At 75.2% G+C, this 21,861-nt stretch carries 15 protein-coding genes; 7 read left to right on the top strand and 8 right to left on the bottom strand.

All coding sequences use genetic code 11. The annotated features are described in order from the left end of the window. Positions 1 to 59: 59 nt before the first annotated feature. Complete coding sequence (locus tag IEV86_RS13530; RefSeq protein ID WP_043607767.1) at positions 60 to 1,034, bottom strand: electron transfer flavoprotein subunit alpha/FixB family protein; 975 nt, start codon at positions 1,032 to 1,034, stop codon at positions 60 to 62. An 11-nt stretch (positions 1,035 to 1,045) separates the two neighbouring features. Further along, the gene (locus tag IEV86_RS13525; RefSeq protein ID WP_043607766.1) at positions 1,046 to 1,834 is read right to left on the bottom strand and encodes an electron transfer flavoprotein subunit beta/FixA family protein; all 789 of its coding nucleotides are present in this window, start codon (positions 1,832 to 1,834) and stop codon (positions 1,046 to 1,048) included. A 266-nt stretch (positions 1,835 to 2,100) separates the two neighbouring features. Here IEV86_RS13525 and glgX point away from each other — a divergent pair, with 266 nt between their 5' ends. The 5 genes from glgX (at position 2,101) to glgB (ending at position 12,616) form a co-directional block, all read left to right on the top strand. Further along, on the top strand, positions 2,101 to 4,341 hold the full coding sequence (glgX, locus tag IEV86_RS13520; protein WP_052426334.1) for a glycogen debranching protein GlgX: 2,241 nt from the start codon (positions 2,101 to 2,103) through the stop codon (positions 4,339 to 4,341). 312 nt (positions 4,342 to 4,653) lie between these two features. After that, entirely contained in the window at positions 4,654 to 6,816 is a 2,163-nt protein-coding gene (locus tag IEV86_RS13515) for an alpha-1,4-glucan--maltose-1-phosphate maltosyltransferase (RefSeq protein WP_438501606.1), read from the top strand. A gap of 53 nt (positions 6,817 to 6,869) precedes the next feature. Then, a complete protein-coding gene (gene treS, locus IEV86_RS13510; RefSeq protein WP_188484724.1) occupies positions 6,870 to 8,603 on the top strand; it encodes a maltose alpha-D-glucosyltransferase in 1,734 nt (577 codons plus the stop codon). Between the two features lie 55 nt (positions 8,604 to 8,658). Next, positions 8,659 to 10,014 carry a maltokinase N-terminal cap-like domain-containing protein gene (locus tag IEV86_RS13505; protein WP_229734645.1) on the top strand — a complete coding sequence of 452 codons (1,356 nt, stop codon included), beginning with the start codon at positions 8,659 to 8,661 and terminating at the stop codon, positions 10,012 to 10,014. 118 nt (positions 10,015 to 10,132) lie between these two features. Continuing rightward, positions 10,133 to 12,616, top strand: coding sequence for a 1,4-alpha-glucan branching protein GlgB (glgB, locus tag IEV86_RS13500; RefSeq protein ID WP_043607764.1), 2,484 nt, complete (start codon positions 10,133 to 10,135; stop codon positions 12,614 to 12,616). Between the two features lie 124 nt (positions 12,617 to 12,740). Here glgB and IEV86_RS13495 read toward each other — a convergent pair whose 3' ends face one another. The 3 genes from IEV86_RS13495 to IEV86_RS13485 form a co-directional block, all read right to left on the bottom strand. Then, positions 12,741 to 13,676 (bottom strand): tetratricopeptide repeat protein, encoded by a 936-nt coding sequence (locus IEV86_RS13495; RefSeq protein ID WP_043607763.1) that lies wholly within the window; start codon positions 13,674 to 13,676, stop codon positions 12,741 to 12,743. A gap of 105 nt (positions 13,677 to 13,781) precedes the next feature. Next, positions 13,782 to 14,771: a DUF8094 domain-containing protein gene (locus tag IEV86_RS13490; protein ID WP_043607762.1), complete on the bottom strand. Its 990-nt coding sequence runs from the start codon at positions 14,769 to 14,771 to the stop codon at positions 13,782 to 13,784. Beyond that, on the bottom strand, positions 14,768 to 16,159 hold the full coding sequence (locus IEV86_RS13485; protein WP_188484706.1) for a hypothetical protein: 1,392 nt from the start codon (positions 16,157 to 16,159) through the stop codon (positions 14,768 to 14,770). Before IEV86_RS13485 ends, IEV86_RS13490 begins: the two co-directional genes overlap by 4 nt. 223 nt (positions 16,160 to 16,382) lie before the next feature. Here IEV86_RS13485 and IEV86_RS13480 point away from each other — a divergent pair, with 223 nt between their 5' ends. Together IEV86_RS13480 and IEV86_RS13475 are read left to right on the top strand one after the other, a co-directional pair. Then, a complete protein-coding gene (locus IEV86_RS13480) occupies positions 16,383 to 18,569 on the top strand; it encodes a coiled-coil domain-containing protein (protein WP_052426189.1) in 2,187 nt (728 codons plus the stop codon). Continuing rightward, entirely contained in the window at positions 18,570 to 18,980 is a 411-nt protein-coding gene (locus IEV86_RS13475; protein WP_043606463.1) for a hypothetical protein, read from the top strand. 4 nt (positions 18,981 to 18,984) lie between these two features. Here the strand turns inward: IEV86_RS13475 and IEV86_RS13470 are convergent, their stop codons facing one another. The 3 genes from IEV86_RS13470 to IEV86_RS13460 all read right to left on the bottom strand — a co-directional run bounded on the left by IEV86_RS13470 (position 18,985) and on the right by IEV86_RS13460 (position 21,790). Then, complete coding sequence (locus tag IEV86_RS13470; RefSeq protein ID WP_043606461.1) at positions 18,985 to 19,806, bottom strand: alpha/beta fold hydrolase; 822 nt, start codon at positions 19,804 to 19,806, stop codon at positions 18,985 to 18,987. A 175-nt stretch (positions 19,807 to 19,981) separates the two neighbouring features. Continuing rightward, a complete protein-coding gene (locus IEV86_RS13465) occupies positions 19,982 to 20,281 on the bottom strand; it encodes an Rv1322 family protein (RefSeq protein ID WP_043606459.1) in 300 nt (99 codons plus the stop codon). Positions 20,282 to 20,341: 60 nt separating this feature from the next. After that, positions 20,342 to 21,790, bottom strand: coding sequence for a GH1 family beta-glucosidase (locus tag IEV86_RS13460; RefSeq protein ID WP_043606456.1), 1,449 nt, complete (start codon positions 21,788 to 21,790; stop codon positions 20,342 to 20,344). Positions 21,791 to 21,861 lie beyond the last annotated feature (71 nt).

The raw sequence follows: 21,861 nt of genomic DNA, 5'->3' as shown, positions 1-21,861 counted from the left end.
TCGGGACGTCGGTACCCCCGGCCCCGCAGCCGACGGAGTCGGCAGACCGGTCGGTGGTGTCAGCCGCGCAGCCGGCGGATCTCCGCGGCCGCCTGCGGCAGGACGGTCGTCAGGTCCCCGACGATCCCGTAGTCGGCGATCTCGAAGATCGGCGCCTCGGGATCGCTGTTGACCGCCACGATCGTGCCCGAGGCCTGCATGCCGCCGCGGTGGTGGACCGCGCCGGACACCCCGGCACCCACGTAGAGCCGCGGGGACACGGTGACGCCGGTCTGGCCGATCTGGGCCTCGTGGCCGATCCAGCCCTCGTCGGTCGCGACGCGCGTCGCGCCGACCGCTCCCCCGAGCGCGTCCGCGAGGTCCTCGACCGGGCCGAAGTCGCCGTTGGTCCCCCGCCCGCCGACGACGACGACCTGCGCCTCGGTCAGGCTCGGCCGGTCGCTCCCGGGGCGCTCGACCCGCTCGACGCGCCGCAGGGGCGTCGTCCCCGTCGGGGCCGGCGCGGCGACGCGCACCTCGGGCGTCGTCGCCGCCGACTCCTCGGCCGGCACCGCGTTCGCCTTGACCGTCACGACGGCGCGCGGCGCGCTCACCTCGGCCTCGAGGGTCCACGTCCCGGCGAAGGCCTGCTGGCCGACCCGCACCCGGCCGTCCGCGGTGCGGTCCACGGCGGCGGCGTCCACGACGAGGCCCGCACCCGTGGTCCACGCGAGGCGCGCGGCGAGCTCCTTGTTCTCGAACGTCGAGGTGAGCAGGACGACGGGCGCGCCTGCCTCCTCGACGAGCCGGGCCAGCACGTGCGCGGCGTCCGGCGGGAGCAGCTCGCCCTGGTCGGCGGGCACGTGGTGGACGACCGCGGCGCCGTGGCGGCCGAGGGCGTCCAGCGCGTCGGCTCCCGGCGCGTCGCCGATCCAGACGGCCTCGACCCGACCGAGGGCCCGACCGGCGGTCAGCAGCTCGAGCACCGGCGTGCGCACGGCGCCGGCGTGGTGGTCGACGTGGACGAGGACGAGGTCCTGGGCGGGGTCGCTCATGGGGTGCTCCTTCAGACCAGTCGGTTCTCGACGAGGAACGCGGCCAGGCGCGTGCCCGCGTCGCCGTCGTCGGCGACGAGCACGCGGTTCTCGCGCGGCGGACGGGGGGTCGCGCTCACCACGCGGGTCCGGGCGGCCGGCTCGCCGACGTCGCCCGGGTCCACGCCGAGGTCCGCGAGCGACCAGACCGTGACGGGCTTCTTGCGGGCCGCCATGATCCCCTTGAAGTTCGGGTACCGCGGCTGGTTCGCCTGGTCCGTGACGCTCACGACCGCGGGGAGCGGCGCCTCGACCACCTCGGTCGCGGTGTCGAGCTCGCGGCGCACGCGCACGACGCCGTCGGCGACGGTCAGCTCCGCGCCGAGGGTCGCGGCGGGCAGGCCGAGCTCGGCGGCGACGAGCGTCGGGACCACCGACATCAGCCCGTCGAGCGCGGCCATCCCGGTCACGACGAGGTCGACCGGCGCGTCGTCGGACAGCCGCCGGACGGCAGCGGCGAGGACGCGCGCCGTGCCGAACGCGTCCGAGCCCGCGAGCGCGTCGTCGAGCACGTGGACCGCGTCGTCCGCACCCATCTGCAGCGCGCGCCGCACCGCGTCCTCCGCGTCCTGCGGGCCCATCGTGACGGCCGTGACGGTGCCGCCGGTCGCCTCGGCGAGCACGAGGGCGGCCTCGACCGCGTTCTCGTCGAGCTCGTTCAGGGTGCCGTCGCCCTGCGACCGGTCGACGCGCCCCTCCTCGGTGAACCGGCGGTCGGACTGCAGGTCGGGGACGTGCTTGACGCAGACCACGATCTTCATGCGAGGACCCCTCCGAGGTGCGGACGACGTGCCGAAGGCTACCCTCGCCGACCGACGCGCCACACGCCGCCCGGACGCACGTCGTCGGCCCGGCGGACGCACGTCCGGCGGGCGGACCCGCGACCACGCTGCGCGGACGGGGGACGTCCCGCTGTGCGTCCCACCACCCCCCGACCGGGCGAACGGGTGAAACCGGGACGCGTCGGGCGGCACGGCGGCGGGGACGACGGCCGTGGCGCGCCCGCGTGGCGCACACTGGTCGGGCCATGACCTCCGCAGCGCCCTCCCCCACCCCCCACCGCCTCGGGGCCCGCCTCGCGGGCGACGGCGTCGACGTCGCCGTCCTCGCGTCGCACGCCACCGGCGTCGACCTGTGCCTCCTGGACCCCGACCCCTCGTCGCCCGACGGGTGGTCCGAGCGGCGGGTCGCGCTGCAGGGGCCGACCCACGGCGTCTGGCACGCGCACGTCCCCGGGGTCCGCGCGGGACAGCGGTACGGCTTCCGCGCCCACGGGCGGTGGGACCCGCAGTCCGGGGCGCGGTACAACCCCGCGAAGCTGCTCGTCGACCCCTACGCGCGGGGGATCGTCGGCTCGGTCGAGCTCGGGCAGGCCGTCCACGGCCACCGGATCGGGAGCGCCGGCGCGCCCGGGCGGCTCCCCGAGCCCGACGGGACCGACTCGCGCGCGGCCGTCCCGCACTCCGTCGTCGTGGACGAGCGCTTCGACGCCCCGCCGGTCCCGCGGCCGTCGGTGCCGTGGTCGCGGACCGTCGTGTACGAGGCCCACGTCAAGGGCCTCACGATGAACCTGCCGGGCGTGCCGCCCGAGCTGCGGGGCACGTACGCCGGCGCCGCGCACCCCGCGACGATCGAGCACCTGCGCTCGCTCGGCGTGACCACGCTCGAGCTCCTGCCCGTCCACGCGATCGTCGACGAGCCCCACCTGACCGAGCGCGGCCTGACCAACTACTGGGGCTACAACACCCTCGGCTTCTTCGCGCCGCACGCGCCGTACGCGACGCGCGCCGCGCAGGACGCGGGCGCCTCCGCGGTCCTCGCCGAGGTCAAGGGCATGGTGCGGCTCCTGCACGAGGCCGGGATCGAGGTTCTCCTGGACGTCGTGCTCAACCACACGTGCGAGGGCGGCACGGACGGGCTCCACCTGAGCTGGCGGGGCCTGGACCCGACGGTCTACTACCTGCACGACGGCGGCCTCCCGGCGCGCTTCGCGGACGTGACCGGCTGCGGCAACTCGCTGGACTTCCGACGGCCGCGCGTCGTGCAGATGGCGCTCGACTCGCTGCGCTACTGGGTCGAGGAGGTCGGTGTCGACGGCTTCCGGTTCGACCTCGCGGTGACGCTCGGCCGCGACGACGACGGGTTCACGCCGGACCACCCGTTCCTCGTCGCGCTCCAGAGCGACCCGGTGCTGTGCGGACGCAAGCTCGTCGCCGAGCCGTGGGACCTGGGCCCGGGCGGCTGGCGGACGGGTCAGTTCCCGCCGCCGATGGCGGAGTGGAACGACCGCTTCCGGGACGCGGCGCGCACCTTCTGGCTCGTCGACCCCGGGCAGGCCGCGCACGGACGCCGCGGGCACGGCGTCCGAGATCTCGCGACGCGACTCGCGGGCTCGGCCGACCTCTTCGGCCACAGCGACCCTCCCCTGCTGCGCGGGACCGTCGCCTCGGTCAACTACGTCACCGCGCACGACGGCTTCACCCTGGCGGACCTCGTCGCGTACGAGCACAAGCACAACGAGGCCAACGGCGAGGGCAACCGCGACGGGTCGGACGACAACCGGTCGTGGAACCACGGCATCGAGGGCCCCGTGCTCGACGGGTCGGTGGGCCTGGAGATCGTCCCGCTGCGCCGCCGCTCGATCCGCAACCTGCTGGGCACGCTGCTGCTGTCCGCGGGGACGCCCATGATCACCGCGGGCGACGAGATGGGCCGCACCCAGCGCGGCAACAACAACGCGTACTGCCAGGACGGCGACATCTCGTGGGTCTCGTGGCGGCTCTCGCCGTGGCGCGAGGACCTCCTCGCGACGACCCGCCACCTGCTGCGCCTGCGGCGGGAGAACGCCGCGCTGCGCTCGCCCGACTTCTACCTCGGCCGGCCGCGCACGGCGCCGGACGGCACCGTCCACGACCCCCGACCCGACCTCGACTGGCGGACCGCCGAGGGGCGCGCGTTCCTGCACGACCAGTGGCTCGACCCTGCGGTCCGGACGCTGCAGATGACCCGCACCGCACCGGACGGCTCGTCGGCGCTCCTCGTGATCAACGGGGCCCTCGACCCCGTCCAGGTGACGCTCGCCGAGGGCGCAGCGAGCTGGGAGCTCGTCTGGGACAGCGTCGCCGAGCACCCCGACGAGGTCGGCCGCAACGGCGACGGCGCGGGACGGGACGCGCGCCCGGGCGGCACGGTGCTCACCGAGCCGCTCTCGATGCGGCTCTACCTCGGGCGCTCGTCGGCCGTCGACGGGCGGACCGAGCCCGTCTGACCGCCCGTGCGGCCCGGAGCCGCGGGTGGGCCGTCGGCACGTCCCCCGGACGGCGCATCGTCGCGACGGGTTTCTCAGCATCCGGGAGCCCGTCGGCGCATCGGCGCCGGACCGCGCGCCGATGCAAGCGCTTACAGCCGTCGGCCCACGAACGCGCAGGTCAGCGGCATGAACCGGGCGTCCCGGACACGCGCGCCGCCGCGTCGTCGTCGTGCCGAGGCCAGCCGCGACCGGTCCCGCCGCAGGTCGCGGCCGTGCGACGCCACGCCGTCCCAGGTGCCAGGGGTCCTCGACCCCCGATACTTTCTTCACGTGACGCAGACGCCGCCCCCCTCGCAGCAGCCCGCCGACGTCCTCCCGACCCCCGACCGTGCCGGCGCACCCAGCGCCGCCGCCGCGGTCGAGCCGGTCGCGACGAGCGCGCGGTCCTCTGCCCCGGTCCCCGCGACCCCCACGCCCCCGTCAGGACACCGACCGTCGATCGGCCGGATCCCCGTCGTCGACGTCGGCCCCGTGCTCGAGGCGGGCCGCTGGCCCGCCAAGGCCGTCGTCGGCGAGGCGGTCGAGGTGACCGCGACCGTCTTCCGCGAGGGTCACGACGCGGTGGCCGCGACGGCCGTCCTCGTCGCGCCCGACGGCAGCGACCACTCCTGGGTCCGGATGGACGTCGTCAACAAGGGCCTCGACACCTACCGCGCCGAGCTCGTCGCGGACGCCGTCGGCACCTGGGGCTTCCGCGTCGAGGGCTGGTCGGACCCGTACGGCACGTGGCGCCACGACGCCGCCGTGAAGGTCGAGGCCGGCGTCGACGTCGAGCTGATGCTCGCCGAGGGCGCCGCGCTCCTCGAGCGCGCCGCGGCCCGCCCCGACGTCCCCGCGCACCACCGCTCGGTCCTCGGCGAGGCCGTGGCCGGGCTGCGCGACACGCACCGCCAGCCCGCCGACCGGCTCGCCGCGGGCCTCGCGCCGCAGGTCGAGGCCGCACTGGCCGAGCACCCCGTGCGGGAGTTCCTGAGCCCGAGCCCCGTCTACCCGCTCGTCGTCCAGCGTGAGCGCGCGCTCGTGGGCTCCTGGTACGAGTTCTTCCCCCGCTCCGAGGGCGCGACGTACGACGAGGCGACGGGCACGTGGACGTCCGGCACGCTGCGCACGGCCGCCGAGCGCCTGCCCGCGATCGCCGCCATGGGCTTCGACGTCGTCTACCTGACGCCCATCCACCCCATCGGCACGACGCACCGCAAGGGCCGCAACAACTCGCTCACGACCGAGCCGGGTGACCCGGGCTCGCCCTACGCGATCGGCTCCGAGGACGGCGGCCACGACGCCATCCACCCCGAGCTCGGCACGTTCGACGACTTCGACTTCTTCGTCGCCCGCGCGCGCGAGCTCGGCATGGAGGTCGCGCTCGACGTCGCGCTCCAGTGCTCGCCCGACCACCCGTGGGTCAAGGAGCACCCCGAGTGGTTCACGACGCGCATCGACGGGACCATCGCGTACGCCGAGAACCCGCCCAAGAAGTACCAGGACATCTACCCGCTGAACTTCGACAACGACCCCGAGGGCATCTACGCCGAGATGCGGCGCATGCTCCAGGTCTGGATCGACCACGGCGTGACGGCCTTCCGCGTCGACAACCCGCACACCAAGCCGCTCACGTTCTGGGAGCGGATCCTCGGCGACATCGCGGAGCGGCACCCCGACGTGGTGTTCCTCTCCGAGGCGTTCACCCGGCCGGCCATGATGCACACGCTCGCCAAGATCGGGTTCCACCAGTCGTACACGTACTTCACGTGGCGCAACACGAAGGCCGAGCTGGCCGAGTACCTCAAGGAGGTCTCCGGCCCCGCCGCGGCCTACATGCGCCCGAGCTTCTGGCCGACGACGCACGACATCCTCACCCCGTACATGCAGCACGGCGGGGCCGCGGCGTTCGCGATCCGTGCGGTCCTCGCGGCCACCGGCTCGCCGACGTGGGGCATCTACTCCGGGTACGAGCTCGTCGAGAACGTGCCCCGCCCCGGCGTCGAGGAGCAGATCGACAACGAGAAGTACGAGTTCAAGCCCCGCGACTGGGCCGCCGCGGAGGACCTGGGCATCGCCCGCCTCCTCGGCCGGCTCAACCAGGTGCGCCGCGAGCACCCGGCGCTGCAGCGCCTGCGCGGCCTCAAGGTGCACCGGACGTCGAACGACTCGATCCTGTGCTTCTCGCGCCGCGTGACGGCGAGCCAGTCGCCGACGGGGCAGGAGGACACCGTGATCGTGGTCGTCAACACGGATCCGCACAACACGCGGGACGCCGTCGTCGACCTCGACCTCGAGGCCATCGGCCTCGCCTCCCCGCAGGACGAGGACGCCCCGGTCCTGGCCGCGCACGACCTGCTCTCCGGCGCGGTCTACGCCTGGGGTGCGCACCCCTACGTCCGGCTCGACCCGTGGGCGCAGTGCGCCCACGTCATCTCCGTGAGGCCCCTGTGACGACGACCCCCACGAGCGACCGGCCGGAGCCCGCACCCGTCGACACGGGTGCGCTGCGGACCGTCGACCCCGCCCGCGCGCTGCCCGCGCGGCCGCAGCCGTCGCCCCCGCCCCACGCGGGTCCCACGCGAGGGCTGAGCGACGACCCGGACTGGTACAAGACCGCGGTCTTCTACGAGGTCATGCTCCGCTGCTTCAGCGACTCGACGGGCGCCGGGTCGGGCGACCTGCGGGGCCTCATCGAGCGCCTCGACTACCTGCAGTGGCTCGGCGTCGACTGCCTGTGGCTCCCGCCGTTCTACCCCTCCCCGCTGCGCGACGGCGGCTACGACGTGTCGGACTACACGGCGATCGCGCCGCAGTACGGCACGCTCAACGACTTCGCCGAGCTGATCGAGCAGTGCCACGCACGGGGCATCCGCATCGTCATCGACCTCGTGATGAACCACACGTCGGACCAGCACCCGTGGTTCCAGGCGTCGCGCTCGGACCCCGAGGGTCCGTACGGCGACTTCTACGTGTGGAGCGACGACAGCACGCGCTACGAGGACGCCCGGATCATCTTCGTCGACACCGAGACCTCGAACTGGACGTTCGACCCGGTGCGCCGTCAGTACTTCTGGCACCGCTTCTTCAGCCACCAGCCGGACCTCAACTTCGAGAACCCGCACGTGCGCGAGGCGATGCTCGACGTCGCGCGGTTCTGGCTGCGGCTCGGCGTCGACGGGTTCCGCCTCGACGCGGTCCCCTACCTGTTCGAGGAGGAGGGGACCAACTGCGAGAACCTCCCCCGCACGCACGAGTACCTCGCGGAGATCCGCGCGATGGTCGACCGGGAGTTCCCGGGCCGGATCATGCTGGCGGAGGCGAACCAGTGGCCCGAGGACGTCGCGCCGTACTACGGGACCGAGTCGGCGCCCGAGTGCCACATGTGCTTCCACTTCCCCGTCATGCCGCGCATCTACTACTCGATCAAGGACCAGCGCGCGACGCCGATCGTCGACATCCTCGCGGACACGCCCCGGATCCCGCGGGGCGGTCAGTGGAGCACGTTCCTGCGCAACCACGACGAGCTCACGCTCGAGATGGTGTCCACCGAGGAGCGCGCGTCGATGTACGGCTGGTACGCGCCGGACCCGCGCATGCGTGCGAACGTCGGCATCCGGCGACGCCTCGCACCGCTGCTGGACAACTCGCGCGCCGAGATCGAGCTCGCCCACGCGCTGCTGCTCTCGCTGCCGGGGAGCCCGTGCCTGTACTACGGCGACGAGATCGGCATGGGCGACAACATCTGGCTGCCCGACCGTGACTCCGTGCGCACACCGATGCAGTGGACGCCGGACCGCAACGCGGGCTTCTCGACCGCCGACCCGGGCAAGCTGTACCTACCCGTCGTCCAGTCGCTCGTGCACAACTACACGACCGTCAACGTCGAGGCCCAGCTCGCCCAGCCGGCGTCGCTCCTGCACTGGGTCCACGGGATGCTGTCCGTCCGACGTCAGCACCCCGTCCTCGGCACGGGCGACTTCGTGCCCGTCGACGGCGACAACGACGCCGTGCTGGCGTACCTGCGCACGTCGCCGGACGAGACCATGCTCTGCGTCGCGAACATGGCGGCCACGCCGCGCTCGACCGTGCTCAAGCTGGCCGAGCACGCCGGGGCGGTCCTGCACGACGTGTTCGGCGGCGCGACGTTCGGCACGGTCGGCGCGGACGGGACGCTCTTCATGACGCTCGGCTCGCGCGACTTCTACTGGCTCACGGTGTCGCACCCGGCCGGTGGCTGACGAGCCCGTGACCGACAGCGCCCACGCGGCGACCACACCGACCGGAGGTGACCCGGTGCCCGACCCGTCCAGCACGACGGCGAACCCGCTCGTCGGCGGGCCCTGGCGGACGCCCGGGCTGCTCGACCTGCTCCGCTCGTGGCTGCCCGCCCAGCGGTGGTTCCCGGCGAAGGGCACGACGGGCGACGTCGAGCCCGTCGCCGTCGTCGAGCTGACCGACCCCGCGGGCGAGGCCGAGGTCGGGCTGCACCTCGTGCGGCTGCCCTCCGGTGCCCTGCTCCAGGTGCCGCTCGTGATCCGGCACGACGACGACGCACCCCTCGAGGGCGCGCCCACGGTGGGCCGCCTGGACGACGGGCGCGTCGTCGTGGACGGGTGCCACGACGCGGCGTTCGTGCGTGCGTGGCTCGCGTCCGCCGAGCGCGACGCGGGCGTCCCCGTCGGGGACCCCGCCACCGCCGCGTCCACCATGCGGGTCGTCTCCGGCGAGCAGTCGAACACGTCGGTGCTCCTGCCGGACGCGACGCCCCCGGGGATCCTCAAGGTGTTCCGCGGGGTCGGCGCGGGGGCCAACCCCGACGTCGAGGTCCCGCTCGCGCTGAGCCACGTCGGCTGGTCGGGCGTCCCGCGCCCGCTCGCGTGGCTCACGGGTGCGTGGCCGGGCGACGACGCCGGACGGTCGACCGTCGCAGGCCACCTCGGGGTGCTCAGCGAGCTCGTCGTCGGCGCCGAGGACGGCTTCGAGCTCGCGTGCCGGATGGCCGGGGCCGGTGAGTCGTTCGGTGCGCTGGCCTTGGACCTCGGGCGGACCACCGCCGAGATGCACGACGCGCTGCGTCGCGCGGTGCCGGTCCCCGGCCCGGAGGATCCGGCTGCCGCCGACGACGTCGTCCGGACGCTGCGGGCACGCGCCGCTGCCGCCGTCGCCGCGGCACCCGTCCTCGCCGACCGGGCCGACGCGGTCGACCGGGTCCTGTCCTCGGTGACGGGCCTCGGCACCCTCCCGCCCCTGCAGCGTGTCCACGGCGACTACCACCTCGGCCAGGTGCTGCACTCCTCGGCGCGCGGCTGGTCGGTCCTCGACTTCGAGGGCGAGCCGCAGGCCAGCCCCGAGGAGCGCATGCGACCCGACCTCCCCATGCGGGACCTGGCCGGGATGCTCCGCTCCCTGGACTACGCGGCCGCGGTCGGCGGGGCGACGTCGCCGGAGTGGGACGCCGAGGCGCGTGCCCGACTCGTGGACGGGTACCTCACGGCGTCGGGCGGCGGCACGGCCGACGACGTGACCCTCGCGCTCCTGCGCGCGCTCGAGCTCGACAAGGCCCTGTACGAGGTCGTGTACGAGGTCCGTAACCGTCCGACCTGGGTGCCCATCCCGCTCGCCGGGGTCGACCGGCTCCTGCAGGACTGACGCGGTCGAGGCCCGCCGGGCCCGTCGTCCCGCCTGGGACCCGGGGCCTCGTGGCCACCACCGGAGCCCGGCCCGCGTCTTGGTGCGGGGCACCCTGCCGCGTGGCAGGGTACTGACCATGAGCATCCCGTCCGCGTCCTCCGCGCAGCCGACCCCCCGTCCCGTCTTCCGCGAGGAGCTCGAGGCGATCGCGTCCGGGGTGCACCAGGACCCGCACCGGATCCTCGGCGCGCACGTGGACCAGGGCGTCGTGACGGTCCGCGTCCTGCGCCCCCTGGCGGACGCGGTCGTCGTGGTGACGGGCTCGGGCGAGGTCGTCGCGGAGCACGAGCACCACGGGGTGTGGGTCGCCGTCCTCCCCGGCGACCAGGTACCCGACTACCGCCTGCGCGTGACGTACGGCAGCGTCACGAGCGACACGGACGACCCCTACCGCTTCCTCCCGACGCTGGGCGAGATGGACCTGCACCTCATCGCCGAGGGGCGGCACGAGGAGCTCTGGACGGTCCTCGGCGCGAACGTCCGCACCTACCCCGGTGCGCTCGGCGAGGTGCGGGGGACGTCGTTCGCGGTGTGGGCGCCCAACGCGCGGGCCGTGCGCGTCGTCGGCGACTTCAACCACTGGCAGGGCTCGGCCCACGCGATGCGCGCGCTCGGCACGAGCGGCGTCTGGGAGCTGTTCGTCCCGGGCGTCGGCGCGGGCGCACGCTACAAGTACGAGGTCCTCACCGCGGACGGGTCGTGGCGGCAGAAGGCCGACCCGATGGCGAAGGGCACCGAGGTCCCACCCGCGACGGCGTCCGTCGTCGTGGAGTCCGACTACACGTGGCAGGACGACGCGTGGCTCACCCAGCGCTCGGCGTCGGACCCGCACCACCGGCCCATCAGCATCTACGAGGTCCACCTGGGTTCCTGGCGGCCCGGGCTCGGCTACCGCGAGCTCGCCGACCAGCTGACCGAGTACGTCGCGTCCCTCGGGTTCACCCACGTCGAGCTGCTGCCGGTGGCCGAGCACCCCTTCGGCGGCTCGTGGGGCTACCAGGTGAGCTCGTACTACGCGCCGACCGCGCGCTTCGGGTCCCCCGACGAGTTCCGTCACCTCGTCGACCGGCTCCACCAGGCCGGCATCGGCGTCATCCTCGACTGGGTGCCCGCGCACTTCCCCAAGGACGAGTGGGCGCTCGGCCGCTTCGACGGGACGCCGCTGTACGAGCACCCGGACCCGTTGCTGGGCGAGCAGCCCGACTGGGGCACCTACGTCTTCAACTTCGGCCGCAACGAGGTCCGCAACTTCCTCGTCGCGAACGCGACCTACTGGCTCGAGGAGTACCACCTCGACGGCCTGCGCGTCGACGCCGTCGCGTCGATGCTCTACCTCGACTACTCGCGCAGCCACGGCCAGTGGCGACCGAACATCCACGGCGGCCGCGAGAACCTCGAGGCGATCCGGTTCATCCAGGAGGCCAACGCGACGGCCTACCGGCGGACGCCGGGGATCCTCATGATCGCCGAGGAGTCGACCGCGTGGCCGGGCGTCACCGCACCGACCGACGCAGGCGGCCTCGGCTTCGGGCTCAAGTGGAACATGGGCTGGATGAACGACACCCTCCGCTACCTCGCGGAGGAGCCGATCAACCGCCGCTACCACCACCACGAGGTCACGTTCTCGCTCGTCTACGCGTTCTCCGAGCACTTCGTGCTGCCGCTGAGCCACGACGAGGTCGTCCACGGCAAGGGCTCCCTGCTCGCCAAGATGCCCGGTGACGAGTGGCTCGAGACCGCAGGGCTCCGCGCGCTCCTGGCCTACCAGTGGTCGCACCCCGGCAAGCAGCTCCTCTTCATGGGCAGCGAGTTCGGGCAGAGCTCGGAGTGGAACGAGGGCGCCGGGCTCGACTGGCACCTCCTGCAGTACGACCGCCACCAGGGCGTCTCGCGGCTGGTGACCGACCTCAACCGCCTGTACCGCAGGGAGCCGGCCCTGTGGGCGCTGGACGCGGACCCCGCCGGCTACGAGTGGATCGACGGTCAGGACGCCGACCACAACGTCCTCTCGTACATCCGGCGCGACGGCAGCGGCCGTCAGGTCGTCGTCGTGGTCAACTTCGCCGGGACGGTGCACGAGGACTACCACCTCGGGCTCCCCCACGGCGGGACGTGGCTCGAGGTGCTCAACACCGACAGCGAGGTCTACGGCGGCTCGGGCGTCGGCAACATGGGCCGGGTCGAGGCGGTGGCGCAGCACCGGCACGGCCAGTCCCACTCGGTCCGTCTGCGCGTGCCGCCGATGGGCGTGCTCTTCCTCGTCCCCGAGGGCCAGGAGCCGGTCGACGCCGCGGTCACGACCTCCGCGGCCGAGCCCACGGCGGGAGCGCCCGCGCCGGGCACCGACCCGGGCGTGGCCCCGACGAGCGCTGCGGCACCGGCACCCGTCACCCCAGCCGCACACGCGGCCGACCCCGGCCTCGCACCTGCGCCCGACTCGACGCCCGGGCCGCCGCCGGCCCCGACCACGCCGGAGCCGCTCGTCGACCCGCTCCCGACGCCCGGACCGGGGCCGTCGCGCGACGCGCTGCCCGACGCCGACCGGGGGCTCGAGCGCTGAGCCACACCTGACACGCGAGGGGCCGTCGACGGATGTCCGTCGACGGCCCCTCGTGCGTGTCCCGCGGCGCGGGGACCGTGGCGCGGCCTACGCGCCCGCTCACCCCACCGGCCGGGCTGCCCGCTCAGTACAGCGCGCTCGCGAGCGCGCGACGCGCCGCCATGACGCGCGGGTCGGTGTCGCCGACGACCGCGAACAGCTCCACGAGCCGGACGCGCGCGGTCTCGCGGTCGGCACCCGCGGTCGCCCGGACGGTGTCCACGAGCCGCGCGAACGCGTCCTCGACCGCGCCGGCGAGCAGGTCGAGGTCCGCGACGACGAGCTGCGCCTCGACGTCGGTGGGCGCCGCCGCGGCCGCGGAGCGTGCCGCCGCCGCGTCGACCCCGTCGGTCCGGCGCAACAGCTCGACCTGCGCGAGGCCTGCTCGCGCCATGTCGTCGCGCGGGTTCTCGGTCAGGGCGCGGCGGTAGGCGTCGACGGCCGCGTCGAGATCTCCCCGGTCGATCGCCTCGTACGCCTCCTGGTGCAGCGGCGGCAGCGGCGGCTCCTCCGGCTCCTCCGCAGGCGCACCCGGGCTCACGCCCGCGACGGTGCCGGTCACGCCGTTCGCGACGGCCATCTCGAGGACCTGGTCGAGCACCGCGCGGACCTGCTCGATGGTCGCCTGGTCGAGCGGCGGCAGGGGCACGGCCTGCCCGCGCACGACCGCGACCACGGTGCTGCCTGCCTGGGCCGAGATCGCCTGGGCGACCTGCGGGCTCCGCTCGACGTCGACCCGCCCCAGGAGGACCCGGCCGCCGAGCTCGCCGACGACGCGCACGAGCAGCGCGGTCACCTGGCTGCTGGCGGCGTCGCGCGCGGCCCAGAGGCTCAGGACGACGGGCACCTCGAGCGACTGCTGGACGACGTCGGCGAACGTCGCCTCCGTGACGTCGACGACGGCTCCCGAGGCAGGCTGCCCCTCACCACCGGGCGCGGGGGCCGCCGGGCGGCCGAGGTTCGACAGGTCGACGGCCCCGCGGACGTCGATGCGGGGTCCGGTGCCGGGAGGCTGGCTCATCGGTTCACTCCGAGGGTCAGGGGTTCGGGGTCATGGGTGCGGTGGAGCCGCCAGGGTCGGTCCTCGCGGCGGCACGGGTGGGCACGCGTCGCGCGGTCGGCGAGGTCACGAGCCGCTCGCACCGACCGTGGTGGTGTCCCCGCCGAGCGCGCGCAGCGGGTCGGTGGACCCGGCGGGCGGGACGTGGACCGCGACCGTCGTGAGCTGCGTGACCGTGATCGACGTGCGGAGTGTCGGCGTCCCGAGGTAGGCGACGATCGTCGGGGCGGACACCGTGATGGAGCTCTCCTGGAGCTGGAGCGTGAACGCGCTCTCGAACGTGGACAGGACGATCGCCCCGCCGTCGGCCGTCGCGACCGAGAGACCCGAGCCCTCGACCGGCGTGTGGGTCTCGGAGAAGGTCCCGGTCCCTGCGTCGGCGGCCGCCGTGAAGGTGGAGCGGGTCTCGGCCAGGCCCGAGCGGACGGGGTCCGCCGGGAAGGTCGCGGCGTGCGCGGACGCGTCGCCGTTGACGACGACGTCGATGTAGCGCGCCAGCACCTCCTCGCGTGGGACGAGCAGCTCCTCGTCCGACGGCGGTGCGGGCGTGCCCACGGACGGCTGCGCGGTCGCCGGCAACGTCGTCCCGGGGAAGAGACGGGCCCACGCGGCGAGGCGGTAGGGGTCGCGCGCCCGCTGCTGGACGAGGGCGACGAGCACCGGCGGGGTGAGGTCGGCGGGCGGTTCGGACACCGCGAGCATCGTCCGCGGCCACTCGGGGTCGGTCGGGACGACGAGCGTCTGCACCTCGGTCGGCACCGACGTCGGGTTGTTCGCGATCCCGGCCCCGGCGAGCACGAGCTGCCCCGTGCGCATGCGCTCGGCCACCCCACCGATGCGGCCCGCCACGGGCTCGATGGTCCCGCTCTCGTCGGACGCGGCGAGTGCCTCGAGCACCCGTCCGACGACGTCCTCGGCGTGCTCGGGCGAGGTCACCGGGACCGCGCTCGCGGGGACCGCGTCCGGCTCGGGCTCGGGCAGGGGCGTCGAGCAGGCCCCGACCGACAGGGCGACCGCGAGCGCGAGCGCCGCCGTCGTGGTCCTGGCGCGTCTCATCGGGCACCTCCCTTGTCGTCACGGCCGGGTTCGCGGGGTCCCACGGCGGGCTCGTCGTCGCCCGCACCGGCCCCACCCTCGGCGTTCTCGGCCGGGCGGCCCGCCGGCGGCGCGGGCGGGAGGCCCCAGGTCTGCCGCCAGGTGTCGGCCGACGACGGGGCTGCGGGCTGCCACGACCGGGTGCCCTGCGGCTCGCCGCCGGCAGCGGGTGCGACCACGTCGTCCCCCTGACCGGACGTCGCGGGGGCCCCAGTCCCCTGGGTTCCCTGGGTCACCGGCGACGGGCGGCCTCCCGCCGAGGGCGGAGCGCCCCGCGCGGGTCCGGCCGTCGCGCCGGAGGGCCGTCCCGGCGTCGCGGGCGTCGGCTGCGCGGCACGCTCGCCGTCCGCGGGCGCGGGGGTGGGAGGGGCGGAGGTCGGGCGGCCGGCTGCGGTCGACCCGGTCGTCGGGACTCCAGGCTCACCGGACGGCCCTGTCGCCGCAACGGGTCCCGTCACGGGCCCGGAGGTGGCGTCTGAGCTCGGGGCGGTGTCCCGCGGTCCGGCGAGCCGGACGGTGCGTCCGCGCAGGAGCGTCTCGCGCGCATCCCCCCGCGGCTGACGCGCGAGGGCCTCCTCGCGAAGTCGGCGCTCCCGCCGCGTCAGGGTCGCACCGTCGGCGGCGTCGACCGCATGACCGGCGGTGGTGCGGGCGGGCCGTCGCGACGCGCGCCACTGCAGCAGGCCCCACACGAGCGCGACGAGGACGAGCAGCGAGCCGACGGCGACGCCCGGGACGAGCCACGGCGTGGAGACCTCCTGCGGCCAGCTCAGCTCGACACCGGGCCGCTGACCGCCCGGGGCGGCGACGAGGACGCTCCAGCGCCCCTCCTCGGCCGTCCACGCGAGCTCTGCCGTCCCCTCGCCGCGGACCTCCTCGACCCACAGGTCGGAGCCGCTCGGGTCGGCGACGGTCGCGGGCGCCTCGGCGGCGGGCTCGGTCGCCTCCGCGGTCGGCTCGGTGGTGGGCTCGGTGGTGGGGTCAGCGGTCGCCTCGGTCGCCGGCTCGGTGGTCGTGGCGGCGACGTCGTCGGTCGCCAGCGTCTCGACGTCCGAGAGGCCCGTCACCCGGGTGTGCGCGTCCGTGCCGACCCAGGCGTCGACGTCGGCGCTGCGTCCCAGGGCGAGCACGACGGGCGCACCGTCCGGGGCCGCGGCGCGCACCGTCACGTCCTGCGCGGCGAGGTCGAGCACACCGGGGTCGGTGACCACGTACGACGCGCCCTCAGCCGCGGTCGCCGAGGCGGTGAGGACGTCGGACGCCCGCCACACGGTGGCGGACGCGACGGCGAGCCCGATCGCGAGCACGCCGAGGAGGCCGATGAGCGCGGCCAGAGCACGGTGCAGCACGGGGAGGTCCCTCCTGAGGCGACGATCAACCATAGGTCAGCAGCGCCGCACGGGTCGCACGAAGGCTGCCCGGCCGCGGCCTGCGCGGTCCCTCGTGGTCCTGCGCGGTGGTGCGCCGCCCCTATACCCTGACCCCGGACCACACGCACGCCGGGCTCGGACCGGCGCCCGTGACCGGCGCCTCCCGGGCGCCCCGCCACCCAGCTGCCTGCAGGAGGTTGTCGTGCCCGACGAGCGTCCGTCGTTCCCCGTGGTGATGCGTGGGTACGACCGCGCCCAGGTCGACGAGCGGGTCGGACGCCTCGAGCGCCAGCTCGACGACGCACGCGCGCAGGTCGAGCAGCTCGACGGCAAGGTGATGCAGATCGCCGGGGAGCTCTCGGAGGCGCACCGGCAGCTGCGGGAGGCCGAGCGGCCGACCTACTCGGGCCTCGGCTCGCGCATCGAGCACCTCCTCCGGTCGGCCGAGGAGCAGTCCTCCGACGTGGTCGCGCAGGCCAACGCGCAGGCGGCCGACGCCATGGCGCGCGCCAAGCTCGCGGCGGGCCAGCTGCGGGCCCGCGCCGAGAACGAGGTCGCCGAGCTGCTCGCCACGGCGCGACGCGAGGCCGAGGAGCTGCGCAGCGGTGCGGCGTCGGAGGCGGAGAGCTCCGTCACCTCGGCGCAGCGGCGCGCGGAGGAGCTCGTGGGCTCGGCCGAGCGCGAGGCCGCCCGCATCTCGAGCGCGGTCACGACCGAGGAGAGCGAGCGCCGCACGACGCTCGAGCGCGAGCTCGGGACGCTGCGCGCGACGGTCGAGCGCGAGACGACGGAGCTGCGCGTCACGACCGAGCGCGCTGCGGCCGAGCTCCGCAGCAGGACCGAGGCCGACGCCGCGCGTCTGCGCGAGGAGGCCGAGCACTACGCGCAGGACCTGCGCGCGACCGCGGACGCGGAGACGACCGAGCTGCGTCAGCGGACGGAGAACGAGACGGCCGCACAGCGCTCGGCGGCCGAGGAGTACGCCGCGACGCTGCGCGGCACGGCCGAGCGGGAGACCGCCGCCCTGCGCCGCGACGCCGACGCGGCGGCTGCGGCGCTGCGCACGCAGGCGCAGGAGTACGCCGACGGGGTGCGGGGTGCGGCCGAGCGCGACGCGCGGGCCGCCGCGCAGCGCGCCGAGACCGAGGCCGCGGCGGTGCGCACCGAGGCGGACCAGTACGCGGCGTTCCAGCGTGCGACGGTCGACCGCGAGGTCGCCGAGATCCGCTCCGCGGTCGCGGACGAGGTCGCCGCGCTGCGGGCGACGGCCGCCGAGGAGGTGGCCGCTCAGCGCGGTGACGCCGAGCTGTACGCCGACGAGCTGCGCTCGGCCGCGGAGCGCGAGACCGCCGAGCTGCGCGAGCGGACCGAGCGCGAGACCGCGGACCTGCGCGCGACGACGGCGCACGAGGTCGCGGAGCTGCGCACGCTCGCGGAGCGCGAGACCGCCGAGCTGCGCGCCACCACGGTCCGCGAGACGACGGAGCTGCGCGAGCGCACGCGCCTCGAGGTCGAGCGCACGACGACCGAGGCGCAGCGCGCGGCCGCCGAGGTCACCGCCGCCGCCCGGACCGAGGCCGACTCGCTGCGCGAGCAGGCGCGTCAGGCGCTCGCCGACGCCGAGCTCGAGATCGCCGCGCGGCACGAGGCGGCCGAGCGGGCCGACGCCGAGCAGCACGAGGTCGCGCGCGCGGAGACCGAGCGTCTCGTGCGCGACGCCGAGGCCCACGCAGCCGAGGCGGAGCAGCGCGTCGCGCACGCGCTCGAGCAGGCCGAGCGGATCCGTCGCGACGCGGACGAGCACGCCAAGGAGACCGTCTCCAACGCCCGCCGCAACGCGGACCGGGTCGTCGCCGACGCCCGCGACCACGCCGAGCGGACGCTGTCGGAGGCGATGACCGAGGCGGAACGCGAGCGCACGACGGCGCAGCGGCAGGTCGAGGACCTCAACCGCCAGCGCGAGGCCATCACGTCCTACCTCGACGAGCTCCGCAACCTCCTCGGGCACGACCCGGTCCCGTCCAAGCGCACGCTCGAGCGCGCGATCGACGCCGAGGCGCGCTTCGAGGCCGCGGCCGGCCTCGCCGACAGCGGCGGCGACGACAGCGGTGACAGCGGTGCCGCAGGCGAGCCGGCCGCCGACGAGCACGACGCCGAGGCGCTCCGCGGCGGCGACGATGCGGACGCCGACGACGCCGTCGACACCCCGGCCACCGTCGACCTCGACAGCTCCGACGAGGCGCACGCACCCGGCGCCGACGCGGACGAGCCGACGTCGACCCACGACGACGGCGCGCCCGAGACGGCCGACGCTGACGTCGAGCCGACCCCCGAGGCGTCCGACGAGGCGGCGGCGTCCGACGCGCCGACGACCGCACCGAGGCGCTGAGTGACGCAGGACTGGCGCGAGCGTCGGCGCGAGGCCGCCGGCGCGCACGCCGACGCGCTCGCCCGACGGCAGGCCGTCGAGCACGCCCAGGCGCGCGCGCTCATCGCCGAGTTCGTGGCGGAGGCGCGCCGTCGCAGCATCGCCCCGGTCCCCCTGCGTGCACGCAGCTACGACGGCCGGCACCGCTACCGGACGCCGCTGCAGGGCTGGTACCTGCGGCGCAACGAGTCGGTCGCGGTCGGGACCGACGGTGAGCTCTACGTCCTGGGCGTGCCGACGAGCGTGCTGGCGCTCGTCCGGGGCGTGACGCCCGAGCCGTCGGAGCCGCCGATGGTGCTCGGCAAGGGCGGTCGTGACGGCGAGTCGATCGACCTCCCGGACGCGCTGCGCATCGCTCTCGGCGACGCCTGACCGGCTAGCCCGCCCGGCGGACGAGCCCGGCGAGCGCCGCCGCCACGGGCTCGGGGCTCTCGTTGCTCGTCATGTGTCCAGCCCCGGGGACCACGACCAGCTCTGCGTCGCTCAGCGCGCCCGCCATGTGCTCCGCGGCGGCGACCGGTGCGAGCTCGTCCTCGTCACCGACCACGACCACCGACGGGCCGCCGTAGGAGCGCAGCACCTCCGTCCGGTCGGGCCGGGCCGCCATCGCACGCTGCGCCCACGCGATCGCCGCGGGCCCCTGGTCGCGGATCCACCCCTCGATCCTGTCCACCAGGTCCGGACGCGCGATCCGGTTCGTCGTACCGAGCAGCGCGGTGCGCATGCCGAGCGCCGCGTCGACGCGCATCTCCGCGAGGACCGTCTCGGCCATCACGAGGCGGCGGTCGCGCGCCGCGTCGTCGTCGGCCGTCGACTTGGTGTCCACGAGGCCGAGCCCGGCGACGAGCCGCGGGTGACGCTCGGCGAGGGCCATGGCGACGTACCCGCCCATGGAGAGGCCCGCGACGACGGCGCGCTCGACGCCCAGGTTCCTCAGCGAGGCCGCCACTGCGTCGGCAGCGAGGTCCAGCGACGGGTCGCCGCCCGAGCCGAGCGTGGTAGCGACGTCGTCGCCCGTGGGCGAGCCGCCGAAGCCCGGGAGGTCGGGCGCGAGCACGGTCGGGTCACCGGGCAGGAGGTCCGTGACGTCGAGCCACATGCGGTGGTCGAGCGGGAAGCCGTGGAGCAGGACGAGCGGGGGCCGGTCCGGTGCGCCCTTGCGCAGCGTGTGGACCTGCAGCATCCCGTCGGCGGTCATCCCGTCCTCCTCGTCCGTGCCGTCCGCGCATGGGCGGGCGAGGGGGTCGCGTGCCCGCCGGCCCGGCCGTGCGCCGCCCCGCTCGGGGCGCGCAGCGAGCCTAGTGGCGTGCCGCGGGACTGCGCCCGTCGTCGGGGGCGGGGCTCACCGCCCCCGGATCGCTCGTCCGCGGTACTCACCTGCGACGGGCGCGGTGCTGCCAGCACGCGGAGTGCCAGTGCCGCCGGTCGTCGAGCGCGGCCTGCGGCCCGAGCAGGCCGTCCGCGGCCCACGCGACGACGTGCGCCGTCCCCGGCGGGATCTGCTGCCGGCAGCCCGGGCACGTGTACGCCTTGTCCCCGCCGCGCACGCGCTGCACGGTCCAGTCGCCGTCGGCCGCGGACTCCGAGCGCCTGCCGCCGAGGGCGCGTTCGAGGTCCAGGGGCGGCGGCTCGTCGCCGTACGGGCGCTTCGTGGAGCGTCGACGGGACGGCATGGGTCCATCCTCCCAAGGAGTGCCCGCCCCGGCGGCCGGTGGCCGCCGGGGCGGTGCGCGTCAGCCGACGGGTGCGAGCGACGCCGCCTGCTCGGCCGGCACGAGCGACCGCGTGCGGACGACCTCGCGGTACCACAGCGCGGAGTCCTTCCACGTGCGCTCGAGCGTCTCGTAGTCGACGCGGATGATGCCGAAGCGACGGTCGTACCCGTACGCCCACTCGAAGTTGTCCATGAGCGACCACACGAAGTAGCCGCGCACGTCGGCCCCGGCGTCGCGGGCGCGGCCCACGGCCTCGAGGTGGTCGGCGACGTAGCGGACGCGCGCGGGGTCGTGGACGCGGCCGTCGGGCGAGACCTCGTCCTCGAACGCCGCGCCGTTCTCCGTGATCACGAGCGGGAGCGACGGGTAGCGGTCGCGCAGCTCGAGGAGGAGGTCGACCAGGCCCTGCGGCTCGATGTTCCACCCCATGGCGGTGTGCGGCCCCGGCTGCGGGAGCCACTCGACGCGGTCGCAGCCCACCCACGGGCTGTGCGCGGACGACCGGTGGCCGTCGGCACCGGGCGACCCGTCGCCGACGGGACGCTCGCCCTGGAGACGGCGGACGCGACCGGTCGAGTAGTAGTTGACGCCGAGCACGGTGAGCGGCTGGTGGATGAGCTCGAGGTCCCCGTCGCGCACGAACGACCAGTCGGTCAGGTGCGCGGTCTCGGCCAGGACCCGCTCGGGGTAGGCACCCTCGAGGACCGGGCCGAGGAAGACCTCGTTCGCGATCGCGTCGACCTGGTGCTTCGCGTCGACGTCCTCCGGGCCGTCCGTCGCGGCGCGGGTGACGTGGAGGTTGAGCGTGAGGGAGACGCGCGCGTCGTCGCCGAGCACGTCGCGCAGCGCGCGGGCCGCGAGGCCGTGCCCGAGGTTGAGGTGGTGGACGGCCGCGAGCGCGGCGGCGTCGTCGGTCCGGCCCGGTGCGTGGACGCCCGACGCGTAGCCGAGGAACGCCGAGCACCACGGCTCGTTGAGCGTGGTCCACATCCAGACCCGGTCGCCGAGCGCCTCGGCGACGACGCGCGCGTACTCGGCGAAGCGCTCGGCCGTCTCGCGGACGGCCCAGCCGCCCGCGTCCTCGAGCGCCTGCGGGAGGTCCCAGTGGTACAGCGTCGCGACGGGCCGGATCCCGGCGGCGAGCAGCTCGTCGACGAGACGCGAGTAGAACGCGAGGCCCTCCGGGTTGGCGGGACCCGAGCCGGTCGGCTGGATGCGGGGCCACGCGATCGAGAACCGGTAGGCCTCCAGCCCGAGCTCCTTCATGTGGCCGACGTCCTCCGCCACGCGGTGGTAGTGGTCGGCCGCCACGTCACCCGTGTCGCCACCGAGGGTCTTGCCCGGGGTCCGGCTGAACGTGTCCCAGATCGACGGGCCGCGACCGCCCTCGTGGACGGCGCCCTCGATCTGGTAGGACGCGGTGGCCGCACCCCACAGGAAGTCGGCGGGGAAGGTACGGACGGTCATGCGCTCGCCTCCGGATCGGATCGGTTCGACATCCCATCATGCCTGACTGCTGGGACCGGTTCCATCCCCGG

Origin of the sequence: Cellulomonas carbonis (assembly GCF_014636275.1) — a bacterium.
Taxonomy (GTDB): Bacteria; Actinomycetota; Actinomycetes; order Actinomycetales; family Cellulomonadaceae; genus Actinotalea; species Actinotalea carbonis.
This window is presented reverse-complemented; position numbering and strand designations above follow the sequence as displayed.

Bases quoted from the DNA above. Each gene is read 5' to 3' on its own strand.
- IEV86_RS13530 (WP_043607767.1), bottom strand. From the start codon at position 1,034: ATGAGCGACCCCGCCCAGGACCTCGTCCTCGTCCACGTCGACCACCAC.
- IEV86_RS13525 (WP_043607766.1), bottom strand. From the start codon at position 1,834: ATGAAGATCGTGGTCTGCGTCAAGCACGTCCCCGACCTGCAGTCCGAC.
- glgX (WP_052426334.1), top strand. From the start codon at position 2,101: ATGACCTCCGCAGCGCCCTCCCCCACCCCCCACCGCCTCGGGGCCCGC.
- glgB (WP_043607764.1), top strand. From the start codon at position 10,133: ATGAGCATCCCGTCCGCGTCCTCCGCGCAGCCGACCCCCCGTCCCGTC.
- IEV86_RS13495 (WP_043607763.1), bottom strand. From the start codon at position 13,676: ATGAGCCAGCCTCCCGGCACCGGACCCCGCATCGACGTCCGCGGGGCC.
- IEV86_RS13490 (WP_043607762.1), bottom strand. From the start codon at position 14,771: ATGAGACGCGCCAGGACCACGACGGCGGCGCTCGCGCTCGCGGTCGCC.
- IEV86_RS13470 (WP_043606461.1), bottom strand. From the start codon at position 19,806: ATGACCGCCGACGGGATGCTGCAGGTCCACACGCTGCGCAAGGGCGCA.
- IEV86_RS13465 (WP_043606459.1), bottom strand. From the start codon at position 20,281: ATGCCGTCCCGTCGACGCTCCACGAAGCGCCCGTACGGCGACGAGCCG.
- IEV86_RS13460 (WP_043606456.1), bottom strand. From the start codon at position 21,790: ATGACCGTCCGTACCTTCCCCGCCGACTTCCTGTGGGGTGCGGCCACC.